This is a genomic window from Streptomyces sp. NPDC097595, from assembly GCF_044761525.1.
Taxonomy (GTDB): domain Bacteria; phylum Actinomycetota; class Actinomycetes; order Streptomycetales; family Streptomycetaceae; genus Streptomyces; species Streptomyces drozdowiczii_A.
This window is the reverse complement of the sequence record NZ_JBIWCN010000002.1, coordinates 62848-84531: the sequence shown is the minus strand read 5'-3', so window position 1 is coordinate 84531 and position 21684 is coordinate 62848. Positions and strand designations below refer to the sequence as shown.

Annotated in this window: 19 protein-coding genes; 10 read left to right on the top strand and 9 right to left on the bottom strand. The window is 72.9% G+C overall.

Going from position 1 to position 21684, the window contains the following annotated elements:
* Window positions 1–35 precede the first annotated feature (35 nt).
* A complete protein-coding gene (locus tag ACIQZN_RS03005; RefSeq protein ID WP_403987609.1) occupies window positions 36–536 on the top strand; it encodes a GNAT family N-acetyltransferase in 501 nt (166 codons plus the stop codon).
* 1 nt (window position 537) lies between these two features.
* Here ACIQZN_RS03005 and ACIQZN_RS03000 read toward each other — a convergent pair whose 3' ends face one another.
* Both ACIQZN_RS03000 and ACIQZN_RS02995 read right to left on the bottom strand, forming a co-directional pair.
* Window positions 538–1581: a protein kinase family protein gene (locus ACIQZN_RS03000; RefSeq protein WP_403987606.1), complete on the bottom strand. Its 1044-nt coding sequence runs from the start codon at window positions 1579–1581 to the stop codon at window positions 538–540.
* Window positions 1565–2683, bottom strand: a complete 1119-nt coding sequence (locus tag ACIQZN_RS02995; RefSeq protein ID WP_403987603.1) for a ferritin-like domain-containing protein — start codon at window positions 2681–2683, stop codon at window positions 1565–1567. The genes ACIQZN_RS03000 and ACIQZN_RS02995 overlap by 17 nt, the downstream gene beginning before the upstream one ends.
* Window positions 2684–2860: 177 nt before the next feature.
* Between ACIQZN_RS02995 and ACIQZN_RS02990 the strand changes: the two genes are divergently transcribed.
* From ACIQZN_RS02990 to ACIQZN_RS02970, 5 genes are all read left to right on the top strand, one after another.
* Complete coding sequence (locus tag ACIQZN_RS02990) at window positions 2861–3796, top strand: diiron oxygenase (protein ID WP_403987601.1); 936 nt, start codon at window positions 2861–2863, stop codon at window positions 3794–3796.
* Window positions 3797–3822: 26 nt separating this feature from the next.
* The gene (locus ACIQZN_RS02985; RefSeq protein ID WP_403987598.1) at window positions 3823–4575 is read left to right on the top strand and encodes a TetR/AcrR family transcriptional regulator; all 753 of its coding nucleotides are present in this window, start codon (window positions 3823–3825) and stop codon (window positions 4573–4575) included.
* A gap of 43 nt (window positions 4576–4618) precedes the next feature.
* Window positions 4619–4903 (top strand): hypothetical protein, encoded by a 285-nt coding sequence (locus ACIQZN_RS02980; RefSeq protein ID WP_403987595.1) that lies wholly within the window; start codon window positions 4619–4621, stop codon window positions 4901–4903.
* A gap of 58 nt (window positions 4904–4961) precedes the next feature.
* A complete protein-coding gene (locus tag ACIQZN_RS02975; RefSeq protein WP_403987592.1) occupies window positions 4962–7733 on the top strand; it encodes a PQQ-binding-like beta-propeller repeat protein in 2772 nt (923 codons plus the stop codon).
* 171 nt (window positions 7734–7904) lie between these two features.
* Window positions 7905–9059, top strand: coding sequence for an NlpC/P60 family protein (locus ACIQZN_RS02970; protein ID WP_403987589.1), 1155 nt, complete (start codon window positions 7905–7907; stop codon window positions 9057–9059).
* A gap of 25 nt (window positions 9060–9084) precedes the next feature.
* On the opposite strand, the gene ACIQZN_RS02965 is transcribed toward ACIQZN_RS02970, so the two are convergent.
* Genes ACIQZN_RS02965 through ACIQZN_RS02945 form a run of 5 tightly spaced genes read right to left on the bottom strand, consistent with a single transcriptional unit; the run spans window position 9085 to window position 14712 of the window.
* The gene (locus ACIQZN_RS02965; protein ID WP_403987586.1) at window positions 9085–10326 is read right to left on the bottom strand and encodes a styrene monooxygenase/indole monooxygenase family protein; all 1242 of its coding nucleotides are present in this window, start codon (window positions 10324–10326) and stop codon (window positions 9085–9087) included.
* Between the two features lie 31 nt (window positions 10327–10357).
* Window positions 10358–11005 carry a GTP-binding protein gene (locus ACIQZN_RS02960; protein ID WP_403987583.1) on the bottom strand — a complete coding sequence of 216 codons (648 nt, stop codon included), beginning with the start codon at window positions 11003–11005 and terminating at the stop codon, window positions 10358–10360.
* On the bottom strand, window positions 10986–11402 hold the full coding sequence (locus ACIQZN_RS02955; protein WP_018102680.1) for a DUF742 domain-containing protein: 417 nt from the start codon (window positions 11400–11402) through the stop codon (window positions 10986–10988). The genes ACIQZN_RS02960 and ACIQZN_RS02955 overlap by 20 nt, the downstream gene beginning before the upstream one ends.
* Window positions 11399–11881 (bottom strand): roadblock/LC7 domain-containing protein, encoded by a 483-nt coding sequence (locus ACIQZN_RS02950; protein WP_403987580.1) that lies wholly within the window; start codon window positions 11879–11881, stop codon window positions 11399–11401. Before ACIQZN_RS02950 ends, ACIQZN_RS02955 begins: the two co-directional genes overlap by 4 nt.
* The gene (locus tag ACIQZN_RS02945) at window positions 11878–14712 is read right to left on the bottom strand and encodes a nitrate- and nitrite sensing domain-containing protein (RefSeq protein WP_403987577.1); all 2835 of its coding nucleotides are present in this window, start codon (window positions 14710–14712) and stop codon (window positions 11878–11880) included. The genes ACIQZN_RS02950 and ACIQZN_RS02945 overlap by 4 nt, the downstream gene beginning before the upstream one ends.
* A gap of 364 nt (window positions 14713–15076) precedes the next feature.
* On the opposite strand from ACIQZN_RS02945, the gene ACIQZN_RS02940 reads away from it, so the two are divergent.
* Window positions 15077–15859: a hypothetical protein gene (locus ACIQZN_RS02940; RefSeq protein ID WP_403987574.1), complete on the top strand. Its 783-nt coding sequence runs from the start codon at window positions 15077–15079 to the stop codon at window positions 15857–15859.
* Window positions 15860–15889: 30 nt separating this feature from the next.
* Here ACIQZN_RS02940 and ACIQZN_RS02935 read toward each other — a convergent pair whose 3' ends face one another.
* Window positions 15890–16372, bottom strand: coding sequence for a MarR family winged helix-turn-helix transcriptional regulator (locus tag ACIQZN_RS02935; RefSeq protein ID WP_403987571.1), 483 nt, complete (start codon window positions 16370–16372; stop codon window positions 15890–15892).
* A gap of 240 nt (window positions 16373–16612) precedes the next feature.
* Between ACIQZN_RS02935 and ACIQZN_RS02930 the strand changes: the two genes are divergently transcribed.
* Both ACIQZN_RS02930 and ACIQZN_RS02925 read left to right on the top strand, forming a co-directional pair.
* Window positions 16613–17455 carry a lysozyme gene (locus ACIQZN_RS02930; RefSeq protein WP_403987568.1) on the top strand — a complete coding sequence of 281 codons (843 nt, stop codon included), beginning with the start codon at window positions 16613–16615 and terminating at the stop codon, window positions 17453–17455.
* A 237-nt stretch (window positions 17456–17692) separates the two neighbouring features.
* On the top strand, window positions 17693–18373 hold the full coding sequence (locus ACIQZN_RS02925; protein WP_403988433.1) for a polysaccharide deacetylase family protein: 681 nt from the start codon (window positions 17693–17695) through the stop codon (window positions 18371–18373).
* Window positions 18374–18457: 84 nt separating this feature from the next.
* Here ACIQZN_RS02925 and lon read toward each other — a convergent pair whose 3' ends face one another.
* Window positions 18458–20878: an endopeptidase La gene (gene lon / locus ACIQZN_RS02920; RefSeq protein WP_403987565.1), complete on the bottom strand. Its 2421-nt coding sequence runs from the start codon at window positions 20876–20878 to the stop codon at window positions 18458–18460.
* Between the two features lie 203 nt (window positions 20879–21081).
* Here lon and ACIQZN_RS02915 point away from each other — a divergent pair, with 203 nt between their 5' ends.
* The gene (locus tag ACIQZN_RS02915; protein WP_403987561.1) at window positions 21082–21660 is read left to right on the top strand and encodes an isochorismatase family protein; all 579 of its coding nucleotides are present in this window, start codon (window positions 21082–21084) and stop codon (window positions 21658–21660) included.
* Window positions 21661–21684: the final 24 nt, after the last annotated feature.

Here is a 21684-nt window from a genome sequence, read left to right as displayed (position 1 = left end):
GCCGGGGCGGGCCCCCACCATGCGATTCTCGGGCCATGAACGACCACCGCCCCGTCTCCGTGGACTGCCCGCCGCCCGGCTCACTGCACGCCGTGCCCGGCCTGGCCGCGCTGCTCACCGACTACCACCTGTGCACCGAGGCGGAGAAGGGCGCGCCCGTCCCCGACGCCGCCGGGCTGCCCGACCGCTACCGGCGGGAGACGGAGGCCCCGGACCGCGCGTTCGCGGACGCCACCGTGCTCGTCGCCCGGGACGGCGGTGCGGCGGTGGGCTGTGTCGTGGTCACCGGCCCGGTCGACGGGGCGGCGGAGATCAAGCGGCTCTGGACGGACCCCGCAGCGCGCGGCCGGGGCGTGGCCTCCGCGCTGCTCGGCGGGGCGCTGGAGGAGGCCGGGCGCGCGGGCGCCCGCACCGTGCGGCTCTCGGTCTGGCGGTGGCGCACCGGGGCCGTCGCGCTCTACGAACGCCTCGGCTTCACCGTGGTGCCGTCATGGGACGAGCGCGCGGACCTCGTCTGTATGGAGCGGCCCGCGTAGGTCACCGCCCCGCCGCCTCGTCGATCGCGGCAGCCGGGTACGGCGTGCGTCTGCTCTCCCTCAGGAGGCTGTGGTGGAAGGCGTCCAGGGCGAGGGCGGCCGGGGTGTGGCGGTCCAGGAGGGCGGCGGCTTCGGGGGGTACGGCGGCGGGGCGGGTGCCCGCGAGCCAGGCGCGGAGGAAGGCGGCGTCGTACACCTCGTCCGACAGGTGGTGGCGCAGCAGGTCGCCTGCGACGTAGTGCCGGTCGTACGCCCGGTGGGCGGCCAGGAACGCGGACTCCTCGGCGGAGAGTTCGAAGGCGGTGCTGAGCGCCAGGCCGAAGTCGGCGAAGCGGATCGACCGGCCGTCCGTGAGCACGTTGCGGAAGTGGGCGTCGAAGTGGACGAACCCCTGCGCGCTCATGAAGTCCGCGCCGCGTCGCAGGGCCGCGTCGATCCGGGCGTACGGCGGGGTCTCGCCGCCCCGCGCGGCGGCGGCGCGGCGCTCGGCGAGCCAGGAGTCCAGGGTGTGCGGGACGTGTTCCAGGAAGAGGACCAGGCTCGCGGTGGAACGGCCGATCGCCTCCAGCCTGGTGCGTACGGCGGGGTGGCCCTCCCAGTGGGCCACGGCGCCCTCGATGCCGCCGAGCGCGTCCATGTAACCCTGCGGCGGGGTGTCGGGGAGGACCCGCCAGTGGTACATCAGCGGGAAGTCCGGGTGGGCGCCGGTGAGGACCCAGTGCGTGGTGAGGGTGTGCGCGGCCAGTTCCCGCCAGGCGCCGAATCCGGCCGAGCCGATCCCGTACTGGTAGAACAGCGGCAGCCCGAAGAGGTTGGCGGTGGACCGCACGTGTTCCGGGCGCAGTTCGAGGTCGGTGAGGGGCACCCGCTTCACGAAGACGCGGGTGCCGTCGACGTCCAGCTCCGCCGCTCTGCCGCCCATGCCGGAGCCGAGTGGGGCGGCCGCTGCGACCTCTTGCCCGAGGCGGCGGTCGCTCAGCAGGGCGAGCCGGGTGGCCACCGCCGCGTGGACGGCCGCGCGGCCGCCGTCATGCTTCTGCCCCATCCGCCCCGCCCTGTGCGATCGCCTCGGCCACCTCCGCCACCCTCGCCCGCTCCTCCGCCTCGAAGCGGTCCTTGTCGAGCTGTTCGGCGATCTCCTCGTCCTGGGCCATGAGCAGGTCGAGGCTGGAGTCGCCGAGTTCGAGGACGCCCATGTCGACGTACGCCTTCTGAAGCCGTTCGCCCCACAGGCCGATGTCCTTGACGCACGGGACGATGCGGCTGAACAGCAGCTTACGGAAGAGCTGGAGGAATTCGGAGTGCTCGCTGAGCTCCTTCGCCTCCTGCTTGCCGATGCCGAAATTCTCCAGGACCTCGACCCCGCTGAGCCGGTCGCGCATCAGGTAGCAGCCCTCGATGACGAACTCCTCGCGCTCGCGCCGTTCCGCGTCGCTGAGCTGCTGGTAGTAGTCGCGCAGCGCCATCCGCCCGAAGGCGACATGGCGGGCCTCGTCCTGCATCACGTACGCCAGGATCTGCTTGGGCAGCGGCCGGGTCGTGGTGTCCCGGATCATGCCGAACGCGGCCAGGGCCAGACCCTCGATGAGGACCTGCATGCCGAGGTAGGGCATGTCCCAGCGGGAGTCGCGCAGGGTGTCGCCGAGCAGGCCCTGGAGGCTGTTGTTGACCGGGTAGAGCATCCCGATCTTCTCGTGCAGGAACCGGCCGTATATCTCCGCGTGCCGGGCCTCGTCCATCGCCTGGGTCGCGGAGTAGAACTTGGCGTCCAGGTCGGGGACCGCCTCCACGATGCGGGCGGCGCAGATCATCGCGCCCTGCTCGCCGTGCAGGAACTGGCTGAACTGCCAGGAGGTGTAGTGCTTGCGCAGCTCGCCCCGGTCCTTCTCGGTCATCCGCGCCCAGTGCGGGGTGCCGTACAGGGTCAGGGCCTCGTCGGGGGTGCCGAGCGGGTCGGCGGGGTCGACCTCCAGGCTCCAGTCGATGCGCTTGTTGCCGTCCCACTGCTTGTCCTTGCCCTTCTGGTACAGGGCGAGGAGGCGCTCGCGGCCGTCGTCGTAGTCCCAGCTGAAGCGGGCGGCGCCGGTGGCGGGCACGGTCCACAGCGGTTCCTCGGGGGCGGTGGTGTAGAGGTCGTGGGTCGACACGGACGGCTCCTTCGCCTCGCGACTGCCGGGAAGTCGGCGGGCTCCCCGCTCAGTTGGCAGGTTCACACGTTGGTAGACGCGCGGTCAACAAGTCGCGCACAAGGGATTGACGGCCTTGCTGACAAGCAGTCTCATAGCGGGTGACCGTCGGTAACCCATGGGTGAGGTGGATCCGCGATGACGACCGTGACCGAAAGCGACGTACAGACGCTCCGCGACGCACTCGGCCCGCTGCGCGGCCGCGAGCAGATCGCCGAACGGCTCCTGGAGGCGTCCGCCAAGCACTCCTTCGACCCCGACAAGGAGCTCGACTGGGACGCGCTGCCCGAGGACGGCAAGTGGTTCTGGCCGCCCGAGCTGGTCTCGCTGTACGACACCCCGCTGTGGCGGCGGATGTCCCACGACCAGCGGCAGGAACTGGCCCGGCACGAGGCCGCCTCGCTCGCCTCGCTCGGCATCTGGTTCGAGATCATCCTCATGCAGCTGCTCGTACGGCACGTCTACGACAAGCCCCCGACCAGCAACCACGTCCGCTACGCGCTCACCGAGATCGCCGACGAGTGCCGGCACTCGATGATGTTCGGCCGCATGATCACCTGGGGCGGCGGGCCCACGTACACCGTGCCGCGCCGCTACCACAACATGGCGCGCGTCCTGAAGAGCGTGTCCACGACGCCCGGTTCGTTCGCCGGGACGCTCCTCGGCGAGGAGATCCTCGACTGGATGCAGCGGCTGACCTTCCCGGACGAGCGCGTCCAGCCCCTGGTGCGCGGGGTGACCCGCATCCACGTCATCGAGGAGGCGCGGCACGTCCGTTACGCCCGCGAGGAGCTGCGCCGCCAGATGGTGACGGCGCCCCGCTGGGAACGCGAACTGGCCCGCGTCAGCTGCGGACAGGCCGCCCGCGTCTTCTCCGTCTGCTTCGTCAACCCGCAGGTGTACGAGAACGTCGGGCTGGACCGCCACGAGGCGGTCGCCCAGGTCAAGGCCAGCGGACACCGCACGGAGGTCATGCAGACCGGCGCCAAGCGGCTGACCGACTTCTTCGAGGACATCGGCGTCCTGAACGGGGTGGGGCGCAGGCTCTGGAAGAGCTCGGGCCTGCTGGCGTGAGGGTGGGTGCGCTTAGTCTGGGTGTCATGACCCCAGCCGCCGCCGCGCCGCCCGGCCGTGCGTACCGAAGACTCAGTGTCGAGGAACGCCGCGCCCAGCTGCTCGGCGCGGCCCTCACGCTCTTCGCGCACCGGTCCCCCGACGAGGTCTCGCTGGACGAGGTCGCGACGGTGGCCGGGGTGTCCCGCCCGCTGGTGTACCGCTACTTCCCGGGCGGGCGGCAGCAGTTGTACGAGGCGGCGCTCCGTTCGGCCGCCGAGCAGCTGAAGCTGTGCTTCGCCGAGCCGGCCGAGGGCCCGCCGACCGAGCGGGTGACCCGCGTCCTCGACCGCTATCTGGCCTTCGTGGACGAGCACGACGCCGGTTTCAGCGCCCTGCTGCGGGGCGGCAGCGTCGCCGAGACCTCCCGGACGACCACCATCGTGGACGAGGTGCGGCGCGCGGCGGCCGAGCAGATCCTCTTCCACCTGGGCCAGGACGAGCACAGCGAACCCGCGCCCCGGATGAGCATGATGGTGCGCACCTGGATCGCGGCGGTCGAGGCCGCCTCGCTGATCTGGCTGGACGAGGGCAAGCGGCCGGACGCCGCCGAGCTGCGGGACTGGCTGGTCGACCAGTTCATCGGCCTGCTGGCCGTCACCTCGTCCTCGGACCCGCGGACCGCGGCCGCCGTGGCCGCGCTGCTTCCGCTGGAGACCGTGGAGGGCCCGGCCGGGCGGCTGGTGGACCGGCTGGCCCCGCTGACCGGCGTGGCCGCGCATCTGCTGCCGCCGGAGTGACCGACCGCACGGGGCCCGCCCCACGATCGGTCAGACTGGCCCGGTGAGAAGCGAGAACACCGCCTTCGTCGGCGGCCCGCTGGACGGCCGGGTCCTGCCCGTCCTGACCGGCGCGACCGGCCACCCGCCCAAGTGGTACGAGGTCCCCGTCCCGGACGCGGCCGGCGGACCGCCCACGGTGCACACGTACCGCAGGACCCCGGCCGGTCACACGAAGCGGCTCGGCATCCAGCGGGGCTGGATCTACGAGTACGCCCCCGAGGGACGCGAGCGGCCCCGGTGGCCGTGGTCCAAGCCGGGCGGCAGGCGCCAGGAACCGCCCCACTAGGATCGAACGTCTGGTCCCTGGGGATGGGGACGGGGACGGTCACGAGGGGGGATGCGCCATGGAGGCGCCGCGTCAGGACGAGCCAGGCCGCTTCGGTCCGTACACCGTGCTGGCCCGCTTGCGCGAGACGGCCGCCGCGGCGCAGTACCTCGCGCGCGGCGCGGACCCCGGTGAGCTCGTCGTGGTCACCGCCGCCCGGCCCGGGCTCGCCGCCTCGCCCGCCTTCCGCCACCGCTTCGACGCGGAGGCGGACCTCGCCGGCCGGCTCGCCGGGGGCTGGGTCGACGGGCCGCTGGAGACCCGCACGGACGGGGCCGACGCGCCGTGGACCGCCGCGGTGTACGTCCCCGCGCTGACCCTGGCCGAGGCCATAGAGGCCGCCGGTCCGCTGCCGGGGCGCGCCGTGCGGATACTGGGCGCGGGCCTCGCCGAGACCCTGTCCCGGGTCCACGCCACCGGCGCCGTCCTGCACGGCCTCGCGCCCGGGACCGTACTGCTCGCCGAGGACGGCCCCCGGCTCACCGCCTTCGGCCCGCTGGGCGCGGCGGCCGAGGCGTCGGCGGGCCCGGGCGGCCGGCTCTCCGTGAGGCTCGGCTATCTGACCCCGGAACAGCTCGCGGGCGAGGAGGCGGGCCCGGCCTCCGACCTCTTCGTGCTCGGCCTGCTGCTCGCGTACGCGGCGACCGGGACGACCCCGCTGGCGGACGGCCCCCCGGCCGAGGCCGCCGACCGCATCGCGCAGGCCGCCCCGGAGCTCGGCGGGGTCCCCGACGAGCTGCGCGACCTGATCGCCCGCTGCCTGGCGAAGGACCCGGCCGACCGCCCCACGGCGGGCACGGTCGCCGCCGAACTCGCCCTGGAGGGCGCGGCGGCGCTGGCCGCGCCCGGCTGGCTCCCGGAGGAGCTGGCGGCGGCGGTGGCCGAGCAGGGCGCCGAGGCCCGGAGGCTGGCGGATGCGGCGCCCGACCCCGCCGCCCCGGCGCCGGACTCCGCGCCGCTGTCCGACGCCGCGCCCGTGAGCGCCGCCCCGCCCGTGAACCTGCCCGTGCCCGTACAGAACGCGTCTGTGGAGAACCCCGTGTCCGATCAGTATCCGGTGTCCGACGAGAACCCCTCGGGCGCCCGGGGTGCCCATCCCCCGAAGTCGTACGGGGACGTCTGGGACGCCGTCGCGCCCGCGCCCCGGCCGGAGCCCGAGCCCGATATACAGGACGCCGTGCCGCCGCGGCACGAGCCGACGCCGGTGCCCGCGTGGCAGCAGCCGACGGTCGCCGGGGGCAGCACGGTCCCGGACGCGTCCGCCGGCATCCCGGACACCCGCACCACGCAGCTCGGGGCGATCGGGCAGCAGGGGCAGCCCGCTCCGTGGCCGGACCAGTCCGGGTACGGGTACCCGCAGCAGCAGCCGCAGCACCCGTACCAGCACCAGGCTCCCCAGCCCGTCCCCGTACCGCTGCCGCCCGCGCCCCTCCCGAACGTCGCACCGCCCGCCGAGCCCCGGCGGTCCGGGCCCAGCCGGCGCGGGCTGCTGTTCGGGGCGGCGGGCGGCGTGGCCGGGCTGCTGGTCGGCGGCGGGACGCTGTACGCGTTGACCTCGGGCGACGACGACAAGCCCGGACCGGACCCCAAGCCGGCGCCGACCTCCGGCGGGCCCAGCGTCGCGGGGGCCGCCCCGACGCCGCGCTGGGTCTACAACCATCCGGACTCCGATCCGCTCCCCCGGACCGCCGCGGTCTGGAAGGACCGCCTGCTGGTCCTCACCGACGACAGCCAGGCCAGCGCCGTCGACCTGCGGACCGGCCGCCGGGTGTGGCAGAACGCGGACGGCGCGAAGGGGCAGGCGGCGCTGGCCGCGGGCGACGAGTTCTGCTTCATCGCGACTCCGACGGAGTTCCTGTGGCTGTCGGCGAAGGACGGCAAGGCCGCCCACCGGGTCCCGTTCTCCGACGGCTTCCAGGGCGTGCCCGGCATGACAATCCGCACGCTGGTCGGGTCGGAAGGGGCGACCATCTGGTTCACCGGCTCGCACCGGACCACCGTGAAGGCGCCGAAGCCGAAGAAGGGCCAGAAGCCCGGCAAGGACCAGCAGGTCGTCAAGTCCTACCTGTTCGGCTACGACATCGTGCAGCGCAAGGAGCTGTGGCGGGCTCCGGTCCCCAACGCGGTGGGCCCGATCGCGCCCGTGCTCCGCCTGATCGCGATCCGGCCGGACGCCATCGTCGTACGGCAGGAACGTCTGACGCTCACCCCGGCCGACCTGAAGGCCGCGAAGAACAAGGGTGTCTTCCGCAGCTTCGACCGCCGGACCGGCAAGGCCCAGTGGAGCCGCACGTTCGGCAACGTCAACCTCGGCGGGGCGGCGGTCGGCGACAAGGACGGCATGCTGTACGCGGCCGAGGGCAGCGGTTTGCGCGCCTTCGAGACCCCGGGCGGCAAGGCTCGGTGGACGCTGAAGGCCACCGCGAACGGCTCCGTCTTCGGCCCGTCGCTCCCGGCGGGCGACGTGCTGTACACCACGAACCGCAACCACATGGTCGGGGCGGTCGACCGCCGGAGCGGGAAGCCGGCGTGGCAGCGCTCCACGGAGGCGGCCGGGACCGGCTCCGCCGTGCTCTCCGTCAGCTCCACCGGCGACACCCTGCTCGCGGCCGACACCGGCCAGGTCACCGTCTTCTCCACTGCGGACGGCAAGCGGCTCTGGAAGTTCCAGGACATCGGCGACCAGGGCCCGGAGGGCGAGACCGTCAACGCCGGCTACCAGGTGCTGGCGTACGACAAGACGGCGATCGTCCGGCGCGGCCGCACGGTGTACGCGTTCCCGGTCGCCTGACCGCACCGCCCGGCCCACCGCCCGCCGCCTTCCGGGCGAATCCGGAGGGCGGGTGGGGGCCGCCACGGCCGTGGGTTCTTGCATCGCCCCGTCGCACGGGTGAGCGTATGGACGAATTGCGCTCACTCATGGGGTAGTCGCACGATTCACCCCGGTTCCGGAGGTGATGTCGTGTCGTCGGGCACCCTGGTGCGTTCTCTCGGTACGGCGGCGCTCGCCGCCGTCGTCGTGGTCTCGCCGGCCACCGCCGTAGCGGCCCCCTCGCCCCCGCCGCCCGCGCCCGGCGCTCCGGCCGGCAGGGTCGCCGGGCTGCTGAGCGAGTTGCAGCGCCTCTATCAGCAGGCCGAAGAGGCCACCGAGACCTACAACGGCACGACGGCGGAGCTGAAGAAGCGGGCCGCGCGGGCGAAGAAGCTCGACGCGGCCCTCGTCACCGCACGCCGCTCGCTGGCCAGGGGCCGGGACGCCGCCGGACAGCTGGCCCGCGAGCAGTACCAGGGCCGGTCCGAGCTCTCCGCGTATCTGCGGCTGCTGCTGATGCGCGACCCGGAGGCCGCCCTGACCCAGGGCCAGGTCATCCAGCGCCTCGCGGCCGGGCGGGTGGCGGCCGTGCAGCGGCTGGGCGCGGCCGAGAAGCGTGCCGACGAGCTGGCGAAGGAGTCCCGCAAGGTGCTCGCCGAGCAGCGGACCCTGGCCGCGCGGAAGAAGAAGGACCGCGACACCGTACGCACCCGCCTGAAACAGGTGGAGGCGAGGCTCGCCACGCTCACCGCCGACCAGCTCGCCGACGTCTCCGGCCTGGAGCGGAAGAACACGGACCAGGCCCAGAGCGCCCTGGTGGCCTCCGGCGCGCTCTCCTCGACCCGCCCGCCGACCGCCCAGGGCGGCCAGGCGGTCCAGTACGCGGTCCGCCAGATCGGCAAGCCGTATGTGTGGGGCGCGGAGGGGCCGGGCTCGTTCGACTGCTCCGGACTCACCTCGCAGGCGTGGGCGAACGCAGGCCGCGTCATCCCGCGCACCTCGCAGGAGCAGTGGCGGCTGCTGACCAGGGTCCCGATGAACGCGCTGCGCCCCGGCGACCTGGTGGTCTACTTCCCGAAGGCGACCCATGTGGCGCTGTACATCGGCAACGGCCTGGTGGTGCAGGCGCCCCGGCCCGGCACCAGCGTGAAGGTCTCGCCCGTGGCGTCCAACCCGGTGCTGGGGGCGGTCCGGCCCGACCCGGACGGCTCGCCGCTGGCCTCGTACCAGGGCCCGGAGCTGCCCGAGGGTGCGACGGACGGTTCGGACGAGGGGTACGGCGCTTCCTCGGCCCCGGGCGCGTGACGACCGGGGCCGGGGGCACGCGGGATCAGGCGGCCGGGCCCGCCACCGAAGCGAGGTAGGCGTCGGCCTTCTCGGGCTCGAAGAAGAAGTTCTCGAAGTCCGCCGGGTCGTTGAAGCCGTTGGCGAAGCGGTCCGCGACCGGCTGGAGCTGTCCGGCGGCGCCGATCAGGTTCAGCACGTGCTCCGGCGGAACGCCGAGCATGGCGTTGGTCCACTTGGTGACGTGCTGGGCGGTGTCCCAGTAGCGGTCGAACGTGGACTGCATCCACGCTTCGTCGAACTCCCGGTCGCCGTGCTCCACGATCGATTCGAGGTAGGCGGCGGCGCACTTGGACGCCGAGTTGGAGCCCTGGCCGGTGATCGGGTCGTTGGCGACGACGACGTCCGCGACGCCGAGCACCAGGCCGCCGCCGGGCAGCCGGCCGATGGGCTTGCGGACGGTGGGGGCGTAGCGGCCGGCGAGGGTGCCGTTGGCGTCGGTCAGCTCGACCTTGGTGGCGCGGGCGTACTCCCAGGGCGTGAAGGTCTCCATCAGCTCCAGGGTCTTCGCCAGGTGCTCGGAGGGGTCCTTGATGCCCTGGAACGCGTCGAGCGGCCCGCCCGGGACGCCCTCCCAGAACAGGATGTCGGCGCGGCCGGAGGTGGTCAGGGTCGGCATCACGAAGAGCTCGCCGACACCCGGGACCAGGTTGCAGCGGACCGCGTCGAAGTCGGGGTGCTCCGGGCGCGGGCCCATGCCGTGCACGTACGCGACGGCCAGCGCGCGCTGCGGGGCGTCGAACGGCGAACGGGAGGCGTCCCGGCCGAACATCGACACCAGCTCGCCCTTGCCGGCCGCGACCAGCACCAGGTCGTAGGTGCGCGAGAAGTAGTCCAGGTCGGAGACGGCCGCGCCGTGGATGACGAGCTGTCCGCCGCGCTGGGCGAAGGTGTCCATCCAGCCGGCCATCTTGACGCGCTGGTCCACGGACTGGGCGTATCCGTCGAGCCTGCCGACCCAGTCGACGGCCCGTGAGGAGTCGGGGGCGGCGACCGAGACGCCGAGCCCCTCGATGCGGGGGGCCTGCGACTCCCAGAAGTTGAGCTGGAGGTCCCGCTCGTGCTGGAGCGCGGTGTGGAACATGCACTGCGTGGACATGACCCGGCCGGAGCGGATCTCGTCGGCGGTGCGGTTGGACATCAGGGTGACTTCGTAGCCCTCGGACTGAAGTCCCAGGGCGAGCTGGAGTCCGGACTGACCGGCTCCGACTATCAGTATCTTCCGCATCGCGGTTCTCCGTTGTGTGGTGCTGAGGGGGCTACGCGGGGGTGGCGTCGAGGGCGTGGCCGACGAGGGCCAGCAGGGACTCGACCACCGTGATCCTGTTGCGCGCGTCCATGATCACTATCGGCACGTGCGCCGGTACGGTCAGGGCCTCCCGGACGTCCTCGGCCGCGAAGCCCGGCGTCCCCTCGAAGTGGTTGACGGCCACGATGTACGGCAGCCCGCAGCTCTCGAAGTAGTCGAGGGCGGGGAAGCAGTCGGCGAGGCGGCGGGTGTCGGCCATGACGACGGCACCGATCGCGCCGCGCACCAGGTCGTCCCACATGAACCAGAACCGCTGCTGGCCCGGGGTGCCGAACACGTAGAGCACGAGGTCGTCGTCCAGCGTGAGCCGGCCGAAGTCCATGGCGACGGTCGTGGTGGCCTTGTCCGGGGTGGCGCTGAGGTCGTCGGTGTCCTCGCTCGCCCGGGTCATCATGGCCTCGGTCTGCAGCGGGGTGATCTCGGAGACCGCGGTCACGAACGTGGTCTTGCCGACGCCGAAGCCGCCCGCGACCACGATCTTCGTGGCGATCGGGGCCCTGGTGCGGTCCAGCTGCCAGGGCTGGAGCTTCTCCTCGGGCCGCTCCTCCGGGCCCGGCTGCCGCGGGGCGAACAGCGACTCAGAGACGGCGGAGTCCATCGAGCACCCTTTCGAGCAGTGCGCGGTCGGGCTGGCCGGTGCCGTGCCCGGTCCCGTACACGCGGATCTTTCCCTGGTCGGCCAAGTCGCTGAGCAGCACCCGGACCACGCCGAGCGGCATCTTCAGCAGCGCCGAGATCTCGGCGACGGTACGCATCCGGCGGCAGAGCTCGACGATGGCCCTGAGCTCCGGCATCAGACGGGTCGCCAGATTGCCGTTGGTGAGTTCGCGGCGCTCCTCGGGGGCCTCCAGCGCGGCGACGAACGTCTCGACCAGCAGGACGTGCCCGAAGCGGGTGCGGCCACCGGTGAGCGAGTACGGACGGACCCGCGCGGGCCGTTTGCCGGCCCCCCGGACGGGCAGTTTGCGGGCGGGTCCGGCTGCGGCGTGGCTCACTGGGCGCTCTCCATCGATGTGCGCAGCTCACTGCGGAGTTCGGGGGTGAGTACGTGTCCGGCGCGGCCGACGAACAGCGCCATGTGGTACGCGATGACGCCCATGTCGCAGTCGGGGGCGGCGTGCACCCCGAGCAGCGATCCGTCGCTGATCGACATCACGAAGACGCTGCCCTCCTCCATGGCGACCATGGTCTGTTTCACGCCGCCGCCGTCCATCAGCTTCGCGGCGCCGACGGTGAGGCTGCTGATGCCGGAGACGATGGTCGCCAGGTCGGCGCTGGAACCGCGCGGTCCGCTCTGCGGGCCCGCGGGCTCGGCGGCGCTGTGGTGGCCGGGGTCGGAGGACAGCAGCATCAGCCCGTCGGACGAGACGACGGTGACCGAGTGGACCCCTGGCACCTCCTCCACGAGATTGCTCAGCAACCAGTGCAGGTTCCGGGCCTCGGTGCTCAGCCCGAATGTGCTGGGCGCAGTCAACTGCGTGCCTCCTCGACTGTGTCCCCCGTCTCTCCGGTCCGGCCGTCGCTACGGCCTGCCGGCTCGGCGTGCTCGGTACGTGTGGGGCTCGCGCCTTCGGCGAGTTCGGCCTCGACGTCGCGGCGGCCGTCCCTGGCGCCCTGCTGGAAGCCGCCGAGCCTGCGCCGCAGGGCCTCCTTGTCGACGCTCCCCCGCCGTTCGGCGACGGGCGCCCCGGCGGGCCGGACGACCTTGGGCGTCCGCTTGGGCAGCCCCTTGTCGGTGACCGGGTCGGCCTCGGGCCGACGGGGGGCGGGGACGATGTCCGCCGGCGCGGGAGCCTCGGTGGTCACGGGGGCCGGGGCCTCGTCGGCGGCGCGCTCGTGACGGTCGGGGCCGATGGCGTACGGGCCGGCGTCCGCCGGCTCGGGGGGCCGGGGCAGGCGGACCTGGAGGGTGCGCTCGGGGTCGGTCTCGGCCTCCGGCTCGGGGGCGGGTGCCGGGGCGGGGGCCTCAGGGGTCACGTCGGCTTCAGGGGCCTCTTGGGCCTCCGGCGCCTCGACGACCTCAGGGGTCACCGGAGTCTCCGGCGCCACGGGCGGCTGCGCCGCGCCCGCGAGGGCCCGTTCCGCTGCCGCGATCATCGGGTCGTCCGAGGGGGACGCGGTGCGGCCCGGCAGGGTGTTGGAGTTGGCCTCGGCCACCGAGCCCGGCAGGTTCAGCGTGGGCGCGTCGCCCGGGGCGGTGACGGGCGGGGGCGTCGCCGCCGGGAGGGCCTTGGGCAGCAGGGCCTCGGGCAGGACGACGACCGCGGTCACCCCGCTCCCCTTCTGCTCGCGCAGCTCCACGCGTACGCCGTGCCGGGCGGCGAGCAGTGAGGTCACCTGGAGACCGAGCCCGGCCCCGTCCGCGTTCTGCTCGCCGGCCTCGAAGAGCGCCGGGTCGGCCAGGCGGGTGTTGAGCTCGCCCATCCGCACGGAGGACATGCCGATTCCCTCGTCCTGCACGGAGAGCATCACCTCGCCGCTCTCCAGGAGCCAGCCGGAGAGCTGGACGTGGGAGTCGGGCGGCGAGAACGAGGTGGCGTTCTCCAGCAGCTCCGCGACCAGATGGCTGAGGTCGTCGGCGGCGAACCCGGCGACCTGGGCGTGCGGCGGCAGGGACTGGATGGTGACCCGCTCGTACCGCTCGATCTCGCTGACGGCCGCGCGCAGGACGTCGACCAGCGGGATCGGGCCCTGGTGGCCGTGTCCGTGGTCCGCGCCCGCGAGGACCAGCATGTTCTCGCTGTGGCGGCGCATGACCGTGGCCATGTGGTCGAGCTTGAAGAGGGTGCTGAGCCGTTCCGGGTCCTGCTCGCGCTCCTCCAGGGACTCGATGACGCCGAGCTGCCGTTCGACCAGGCCGAGGGTGCGCAGCGAGAGGTTGACGAAGGTGTGGTGGACGGTGTTCCGCAGCTTCTCCAGCTCGGCCGTCAGGTCCGCCGCGCGCACCTGGAGTTCGGCGCGCTGCACGGTGAGCGCCTCGCGTCCGGCGAGCAGTTCGGCGCGCTCGGTCTCCAGGCTCTCGAAGCGCACGTTGAACTGCTGGAGCAGCTCCTGCAGGCGGCCGTGCAGGGCGTTGATGGAGCGGACGGTCTGGGCGAACTCGTCGTTGCGGCCGGTGTAGCGGACCGGTTCGGCGGTGGCGGGTTCAGCGGCGAGGCGGGCGGCGCCGATCCGGAGGACGGCGAGCGGCTGGGTGAGGGTGCGGGCGACGGCGGTGGAGACGGCGATCGCGACGAGGAAGCAGCCGCCGAGGAGCGCGATGCGCAGTTCGAGGGCGGTGACGTCGTCGTCGCGGAGCTGTTCGAGGCCCCGGACCTGGGCGGTGCCGAGCGCGGACTCCACGGAGCGCATCCGGTCGACGCGGGCGGCGAGGGCCGCGGCGACCTTCTTGTCGCTGACCTTCAGGTCGGAGTCGGACAGCTCGGGACGGTCGGTCAGCTCGGCGAGGTACTTCTCGGCGCTGTTGACCTCGGGGCCGGTGACGGTGGAGGAGAGCTTGTCGCGGGCGGTGGCGCCGGCGGACTGGTCGAAGTCGGCGAGCGCGGAGAGTTCGCCGACCCGGGCCTGCTGGGCGGCGGCGCTCAGCGCGTTCCGGGTGCGGTCCTCCTTGGTCTCGCCCTCGTCCTCGCTCCGCACGGGCAGCCCGGTGAACGGGTCGATGCGCGGGGGTGCCGGCTCCGGGCGGGGCACGGCGAGCGCGGCGAGCAGCAGCCCCCGGGCGGCGGAGGCCTCCTCGGTGGCCCGGCCGAGCGCCTGCGGGGTGCGCGTGGCGTCGGCGGCGCGCGGCGGGGTGGAGCGGGCGAGCTCGTCGGCGAGGCCGTGGAGTTTGGCGATGACCTCGGAGTACGCCCGGTGGGCCTCCAGGGCCGTGCCCTTGCCGCTGATCGCGTCGCGGCGCAGGGACGGGATGGTGGACAGGTCGCGCAGGAGGTCGGCCGGGGCCGTCCCGCGGATCTCGTCCACCTGCTGGTCGACGCGGGCGCCCCGGCTGCCCGGCTCGCCCTCGCGGCCGCCCGCGATGTAGACGGTGACCTCGTCGCGCTCGTCGGCGAGGGAGTGGGCCAGGGAGATGGCCTGCTGGTTCAGTTCGGCGAGGGTGACCAGGTGCTGCGAGTCGTTGAGGTCGGACGAGGCGGCGAGCACGGCCGGTGTCCCCGCCGCTATGACGGTGATCCCGACGACGGCGACGCCCGCGACCAGCCGGCTGCGGACGCGCACGCGACGACCGCCCTCGGCCGGGGTCGTCGGCACCGCCTCGGAACCGCTGTTGCTGCCGCCCTTGCTCCGAGGCCGCTTCTTCTGCACCGGTGCTCGCAATCTCGACTCGTCCGCCCTTGAAGCAGAGGTGACGCACGGTCACATGAACGAGCGTCCCGCCCCCTGGTACGGCTCCCGACCATTCCAGTGCTTTTCAGGAGGGGGCGCGCATCAACCGCTCCGCCACACGAACGAGTGAACAACACTCCCGAGTTGGCGAACAAGTCTCCCCAGCGGGCCCCGGCGCCATGCGTGGACACCGGCTGGAACTTCCGCCCGGGCTTTGGCAGGATGCCCGCCCGCACCTCCGGGCGGAGTGATTCCTTCCGCTCCGGCCACCCCTCTGACCTGCTGGTACACACCAATCACGGGGCCGTGCAGGCAAAGTGAAGGCATCGTGCAGACTGGCGGGATGCGCATCGAACTCGCGACCGCCCCCGGCGCTCCGGACCGCCCGAACGAGGACTGGACGGCCTCGGTCCTCCCCGCTTCCGGTCAGGGCGGCGGGCTCGTGCTGCTCGACGGCGTGACCCCGCCGCAGGGCGATGCCGGTTGTGTGCACCCGGTTCCGTGGTTCACGGCCCGGCTGGGCGGGGCCCTGGTCGAACTGTCCGGTTCGCGGCGGGATCTGACCTTGCGGGAGATCCTCGCGGAGTCCATCCGGCGCACCGCGGACGCCCACCGCTCGACCTGTGACCTTTCTCACGTACGTACGCCACAGGCAACCGTCGTCGTGGTGCGTTGGGACGAGGCCGAGGTGGAGCACCTGGTGCTGTCCGATTCGGTGCTGCTCCTCGAAGCGCCCGACGGGGGCGTCCGCGCGGTCCTGGACGACCGGCTCGACCGGCTGCCCCGGGAGTTCCTGGTCTCGGACGCGGTGGCCGACGCCCGGGCGCGCAACAAGGAGGGCGGCTTCTTCACGGCCGCCGCCGACCCGGCCGTGGCGGAGCGCGCGGTGACCGGGCGGACGCCGCGCGCCGGGGTGCGGGCCCTGGCCGCGCTGACGGACGGGGCGAGCCGCTGGACGGAGATGTTCGGCGAGGGCGACTGGGCGGCGTGCCTGGCGGTCCTGGAGAAGGAGGGCCCGCAGGCGCTGATCGACCGGGTCCGGACCCTGGAGGCCGCGGACACGGAGCGTAAGCACCTCCGGGGCAAGACCCACGACGACGCGACGGCGGCGTACGTACGCCTGTAGGCCCCCGGCGGCCGTGAGCCCCGCGAGCGCTCAGTCCTCGGCGCTCGCGTTCAGCTGGTGCAGCAGGCGGGCGAGTTCCGCGACCTCGGCGCGGTCCCAGTCGGCGAGCTTGCGGACGTAGCGGTCGCGGCGGGCGTCGCGGACGCTCCGGAAGCGGGCGAGCCCCTCCTCGGTGAGGTGCACGAGAAAGGCGCGCCCGTCGGCCGGATCGGGCTCGCGCGCCACCAGGCCGAGCGCCTCCAGGGCGCGGAGCTGGCGGCTCATGGTGGCCTTGCCGACGCCGAAGTAGACGGCGAGATCGGTGGCCCGCTGTCGGCCCGCGGATTCCAGGCGTACGAAGAGGCCGTAGGCGGCCGCCTCCAGTTCGGGGTGCACCTCGCGCGCCATCTCGCCGGAATTGGCCCGCGCCCGGCGCAGAAAGACGGCCAACTCCAGCTCCAGGGCGAGGAATTCGTGGTCCACACCACTTCCGCCGGCAGCGCCGGGTTCACGTCCGCTTTCGCTCCCGTGCACGTCAACTCCCCTCAAGAGCTTTCCCGCAGATGAAAGTTTCTTCCGCCGACGGTCATCACCGCAGCTCCGCCAGTATTTCGCAGGAGTAGACCAACGGCGCCGCCCAGGCCCTCTTCCGCCGCACGGGTCTACGTGCGTAGCGTCATGCATGGCATGTCCACACCATGGCATGCCGCCGGGGTCGCCGTGCGGCGCCTCCCGGGTCAGCAGATCCCCCCACCGAGGTCTCGGAGGCACGCAATGCCCGTGCACAGATCCGGCTCCACGAAGTCCCGCCGCCCACGCCTCGCCGCGGCCGGCACTCTGCTCGCAGCCCTCTCCCTCCTCATCGCGCTCCCCGGCGCCTCGAACGCGGCGGGCGGCGACCCCACCGCACCCGCGCGCGGCACCGCCACCATGGGCATGGGCGTCATCGCCCACGACGGCAAGGGCGGTCTGCCGGTCGAGGGCCGCGCCGCCCAGACCGAGGGCGTGGACGTCAGCAGCCACCAGGGCAACGTCGCCTGGTCGACGCTCTGGAACAGCGGCGTGAAGTGGGCCTACACCAAGGCCACCGAGGGGACGTACTACACGAACCCCTCCTTCGCGCAGCAGTACAACGGCTCGTACAACGTCGGGATGATCCGCGGCTCGTACCACTTCGCCACGCCCGACACCACGAGCGGCGCCGTCCAGGCCAACTACTTCGTGGACCACGGGGGCGGCTGGTCCAAGGACGGCAAGACCCTGCCGGGCGTGCTCGACATCGAGTGGAACCCGTACGGCGCGCAGTGCTACGGCAAGACCGCCGCGCAGATGGTCTCGTGGATCCGTGACTTCGTGAACACGTACAAGGCGCGCACCGGGCGCGACGCGGTGATCTACACCGCGACCAGCTGGTGGCAGTCCTGCACGGGCAACAACGCGAGCTTCGGGACGACCAACCCGCTGTGGGTGGCCCGCTACAACACCACGGTCGGCACGCTCCCGGCCGGCTGGGGCTTCTACACGATCTGGCAGTACACGTCCTCCGGTCCGACGGTGGGCGACCACAACCACTTCAACGGCGCCCTCGACCGCGTACAGGCACTCGCCAACGGATAGTTCCCGACCCTGCGGAGCCCGGTGACGTACCCCGTCACCGGGCTCCGTCGCGTCCGGGCCACCCCACTATGCACCCGGTGTATACATCGCAGGTATAGTCGCCGCTCCAGGTTGCACACCAGTGCGTTCGTTCACGGGAGGGAGTGGCACGCCGTGCCCAGTAAGAGGAAGTCGATCGGTACGGGGTTGGGCGTCGCTCTTGTGACGGCGCTCACGCTCACGCTGAGCGGCTGCACGATGGAGACCACCGCGCCCGGCTCGGCCCGCGACGACGCCGCATCGGACGCCAAGGGGCCGATGGGCCCGGTGGACTGCCGCAAGGCCAAGTGCATCGCCCTGACCTTCGACGCGGGCCCGGCCGAGGACACGCCCCGTCTGCTGGACATCCTCAAGGAGAAGAAGGTCCACGCGACGTTCTTCCTGCTCGGCAAGAACCACGTCAAGAAGCACCCTGACACCGTGCGGCGGCTCGCCGCCGAGGGCCACGAGATCGCCAACCACACCTGGTCGCACAAGATCCTGACCGACCGGAAGCCGGCCGAGATACGGGCCGAGCTGGAGAAGACGCAGGACGCCATCGCGGACATCACCGGCAGGAAGCCCCGGCTGATGCGCCCGCCGCAGGGCCGCACCGACGACACGATCTCCGGCATCTGCAAGGACCTCGGGCTCTCCCAGATCCTGTGGAGCGCCACCGCCAAGGACTACTCGACCACCGACTCGGCGCTGATCAGGAAGCGGATAGTCGACCAGGCGAGCAAGGACGGCATCATCCTGCTGCACGACATCTACAAGGGCACCGTGCCCGCCGTGCCCGGGATCATCGACACGCTGAAGAAGCAGGGCTACACCTTCGTGACGGTCCCCCAGCTGATGGCCCCCGCCGAGCCGGTGCCGGGCACGATCTACCGGCCGTAGACGCGGCGGTACGCGGAACGGCCCGCGCGCCCGGGCCGTTCCGCGTCCGTTGCCCCCTTTGCTCCCGTTGCTCCCCTGCCTCCGTTACGCCGCCTGTGCCGCCGGGATCCTGCGCTCCGCCGCGGCCGGGGCCAGGGCGATCTCCAGGACCTGGCGGACGTCGGTGACCGGGTGGACCTCCAGGGTCTCCAGTACCTCGGCCGGGACGTCGTCCAGGTCGGCCTCGTTCCGCTTGGGGATCACCACGGTGGTGATGCCCGCCCGGTGCGCGGCCAGGAGCTTCTGCTTCAGGCCGCCGATCGGCAGCACCCGCCCGGTCAGCGAGACCTCACCGGTCATCGCCACATCCGTGCGGACCAGCCGGCCGGAGAGCAGCGAGGCCAGCGCGGTCGTCATCGTGATGCCCGCGCTCGGGCCGTCCTTGGGGACCGCGCCCGCCGGGAAGTGGATGTGCGCGCCCCGGTCCTTGAGGTCCGCGACCGGCAGCTCCAGCTCCGCGCCGTGCGACCGGAGGAAGCTCAGCGCGATCTGCGCGGACTCCTTCATGACGTCGCCCAGCTGGCCGGTGAGGGTGAGACCGGACGCCCCGGTCTCCGGGTCGGCGAGTGACGCCTCCACGAAGAGGACGTCCCCGCCCGCCCCGGTCACCGCGAGCCCGGTGGCCACGCCCGGCACCGACGTACGGCGCTCGGCCGGATCCTGGGCGGACTCGGGCACGTGGTGCGGGCGGCCGATCAGACCGCGCAGGTCGTCCGCGCCCACCGTGAACGGCAGCTCCCGGTCGCCCAGCTCGCTCTGGGCCGCGACCTTGCGCAGCAACCGGGCGACGGCGCGCTCCAGATTCCGTACGCCGGCCTCGCGGGTGTACTCGCCGGCCAGCTTGCGCAGCGCCGGTTCGTCCAGGGCGACCTCGCCCTTCTCCAGACCGGCCCGTTCCAGCTGGCGCGGGAGCAGGTGGTCGCGGGCGATGACGACCTTCTCGTCCTCGGTGTAGCCGTCGAGCCTGACCAGCTCCATGCGGTCGAGCAGCGCCTCCGGGATGGCCTCCAGGACGTTGGCGGTGGCCAGGAAGACGACGTCGCTGAGGTCGAGCTCGACCTCCAGGTAGTGGTCGCGGAAGGTGTGGTTCTGCGCGGGGTCGAGGACTTCGAGGAGGGCGGCGGCCGGGTCGCCCCGGAAGTCGGAGCCGACCTTGTCGATCTCGTCCAGGAGGACGACCGGGTTCATCGAGCCGGCCTCCTTGACGGCGCGCACGATGCGTCCGGGCAGCGCCCCGACGTACGTACGCCGGTGGCCGCGGATCTCCGCCTCGTCCCGGACACCGCCGAGCGCGACGCGGACGAACTTACGGCCCATGGCGTGCGCCACGGACTCCCCGAGCGAGGTCTTGCCGACGCCGGGCGGCCCGACGAGGGCCAGCACCGCGCCGCCTCGCCGTCCGCCGACGACGCCCAGGCCGCGGTCGGCCCGGCGCTTGCGCACCGCGAGGTATTCGGTGATGCGCTCCTTCACGTCCTGGAGCCCGGCGTGCTCGGCGTCCAGGATCTCCTGGGCGCCCTTGATGTCGTAGGCGTCCTCGGTGCGCTCGGTCCAGGGCAGTTCGAGGACGGTGTCGAGCCAGGTCCTGATCCAGGAGCCCTCGGGGCTCTGGTCGGAGGAGCGCTCCAGCTTGTCGACCTCCTTGAGCGCGGCCTCGCGGACGTGCTCGGGCAGGTCGGCGGCCTCGACGCGGGCCCGGTAGTCGTCGGACTCGTCCTCCGGATCGCCGTTGAGCTCGGACAGCTCCTTGCGTACGGCGTCGAGCTGGCGCCGCAGCAGGAACTCGCGCTGCTGCTTGTCGACGCCCTCCTGGACGTCCTTGGCGATGGACTCGGCGACGTCCTGCTCGGCGAGGTGTTCGCCCAGCCACTGGATGGCGAGCTTGAGACGGGCGACCGGGTCGGCGGTCTCCAGGAGGCGGACCTTCTGGGCGGTGGTGAGGAAGGGCGAGTACCCCGAGTTGTCGGCGAGCGCGGAGACGCCCTCGATCTGCTGGACCCGGTCCACGACCTGCCAGGCCCCGCGCTTCTTCAGCCAGCTGGTGGCGAGCGCCTTGTACTCCTTGACCAGGTCGGCGACTGCCCCGGGCAGGGGGTCGGGGACGGATTCGTCCACCCGGACCCCTTCCACCCAGAGGGCAGCGCCGGGGCCGCCGGTGCCCGCTCCGATGCGGACCCGGCCGCGGCCCCGGATGAGGGCGCCCGGGTCGCCGTCGGAGAGCCGCCCCACCTGCTCGACGGTGCCGCGGACACCGATCCCGGTGTACGTCCCGTCGATGCGCGGGACGAGCAGCACCTCGGGCTTGCCCCCGCCCTCCCGGGCGGCGGCCTGCGCGGCCTCGACGGCGGCGCGCACCTCGGTGTCCGACAGGTCCAGCGGCACCACCATCCCCGGCAGCACGACCTCGTCGTCGAGCGGCAGCACGGGCAGGGTGAGCGGTGTGACGGCGTTGGACTCAGTAGCCATGATCTCCCCTTCGGCAGTCAAGTTGAGCTATACCGGCTCAATGCTTGTGAGCCCCGCGATGTTCCCCAAGCGTTGTTCGCTCTGAGCGATCAGCTGCGGTCGAGACGGGGGGATCAACCAGCTGCGCGGGGTCCTTATGCCCCGCCCCTGAGCGGCCCCGTTATTCCGTGGAGCCCGCGCGCCGCGCCGGACAGGATGGCCGTATGACCGAGACCCCGCTCCCCGTGCAGGCCCTGATCGTCGTGGACGTGCAGAAGGACGGGGTGACCGGCGCGGGAGCCGTCCCCGGGGCCGATGTGCTGCTGGACCGTACGGCGGGGCTGCTGACGCGGGCCCGGCGCGCGGGCGCGGTGGTCGTCCACCTCCAGAACGACGGCGCCCCCGGGTCGGGCGACGAGCCGTTCACGCCGGGCTGGGCGCTGCATCTGCCGGTCGTGGCCGGGCCTACGGAGTCGGTGATCCGCAAAACCTGGGACGACGGCTTCAAGGACACGCCCCTGGGCGCCGCCCTGACGGAGGCGGGCGTGAAGTCACTGGCCATCTGCGGCGTCATGTCGGAGATGTGCGTCCAGGCGACGGCCCGCACCGCCCTGGAGCGGGGCTACCGGGTCGTCCTCCCGCACGACGCCCACGCCACGCACGACGTCCCGGCCGCACCCGGGATCAGCGACGCGGTCCCCGCCGCCGTCGTCTCCCGGGTCGCCGCCTGGGCGATCAGCGCGGACGCGGACGTCACCACACCCGCCTCGGCCGTACGGTTCACGGCGCCGCCGGGGGCGTGAACCGGGCGGCGGGCGGCCGCCGAT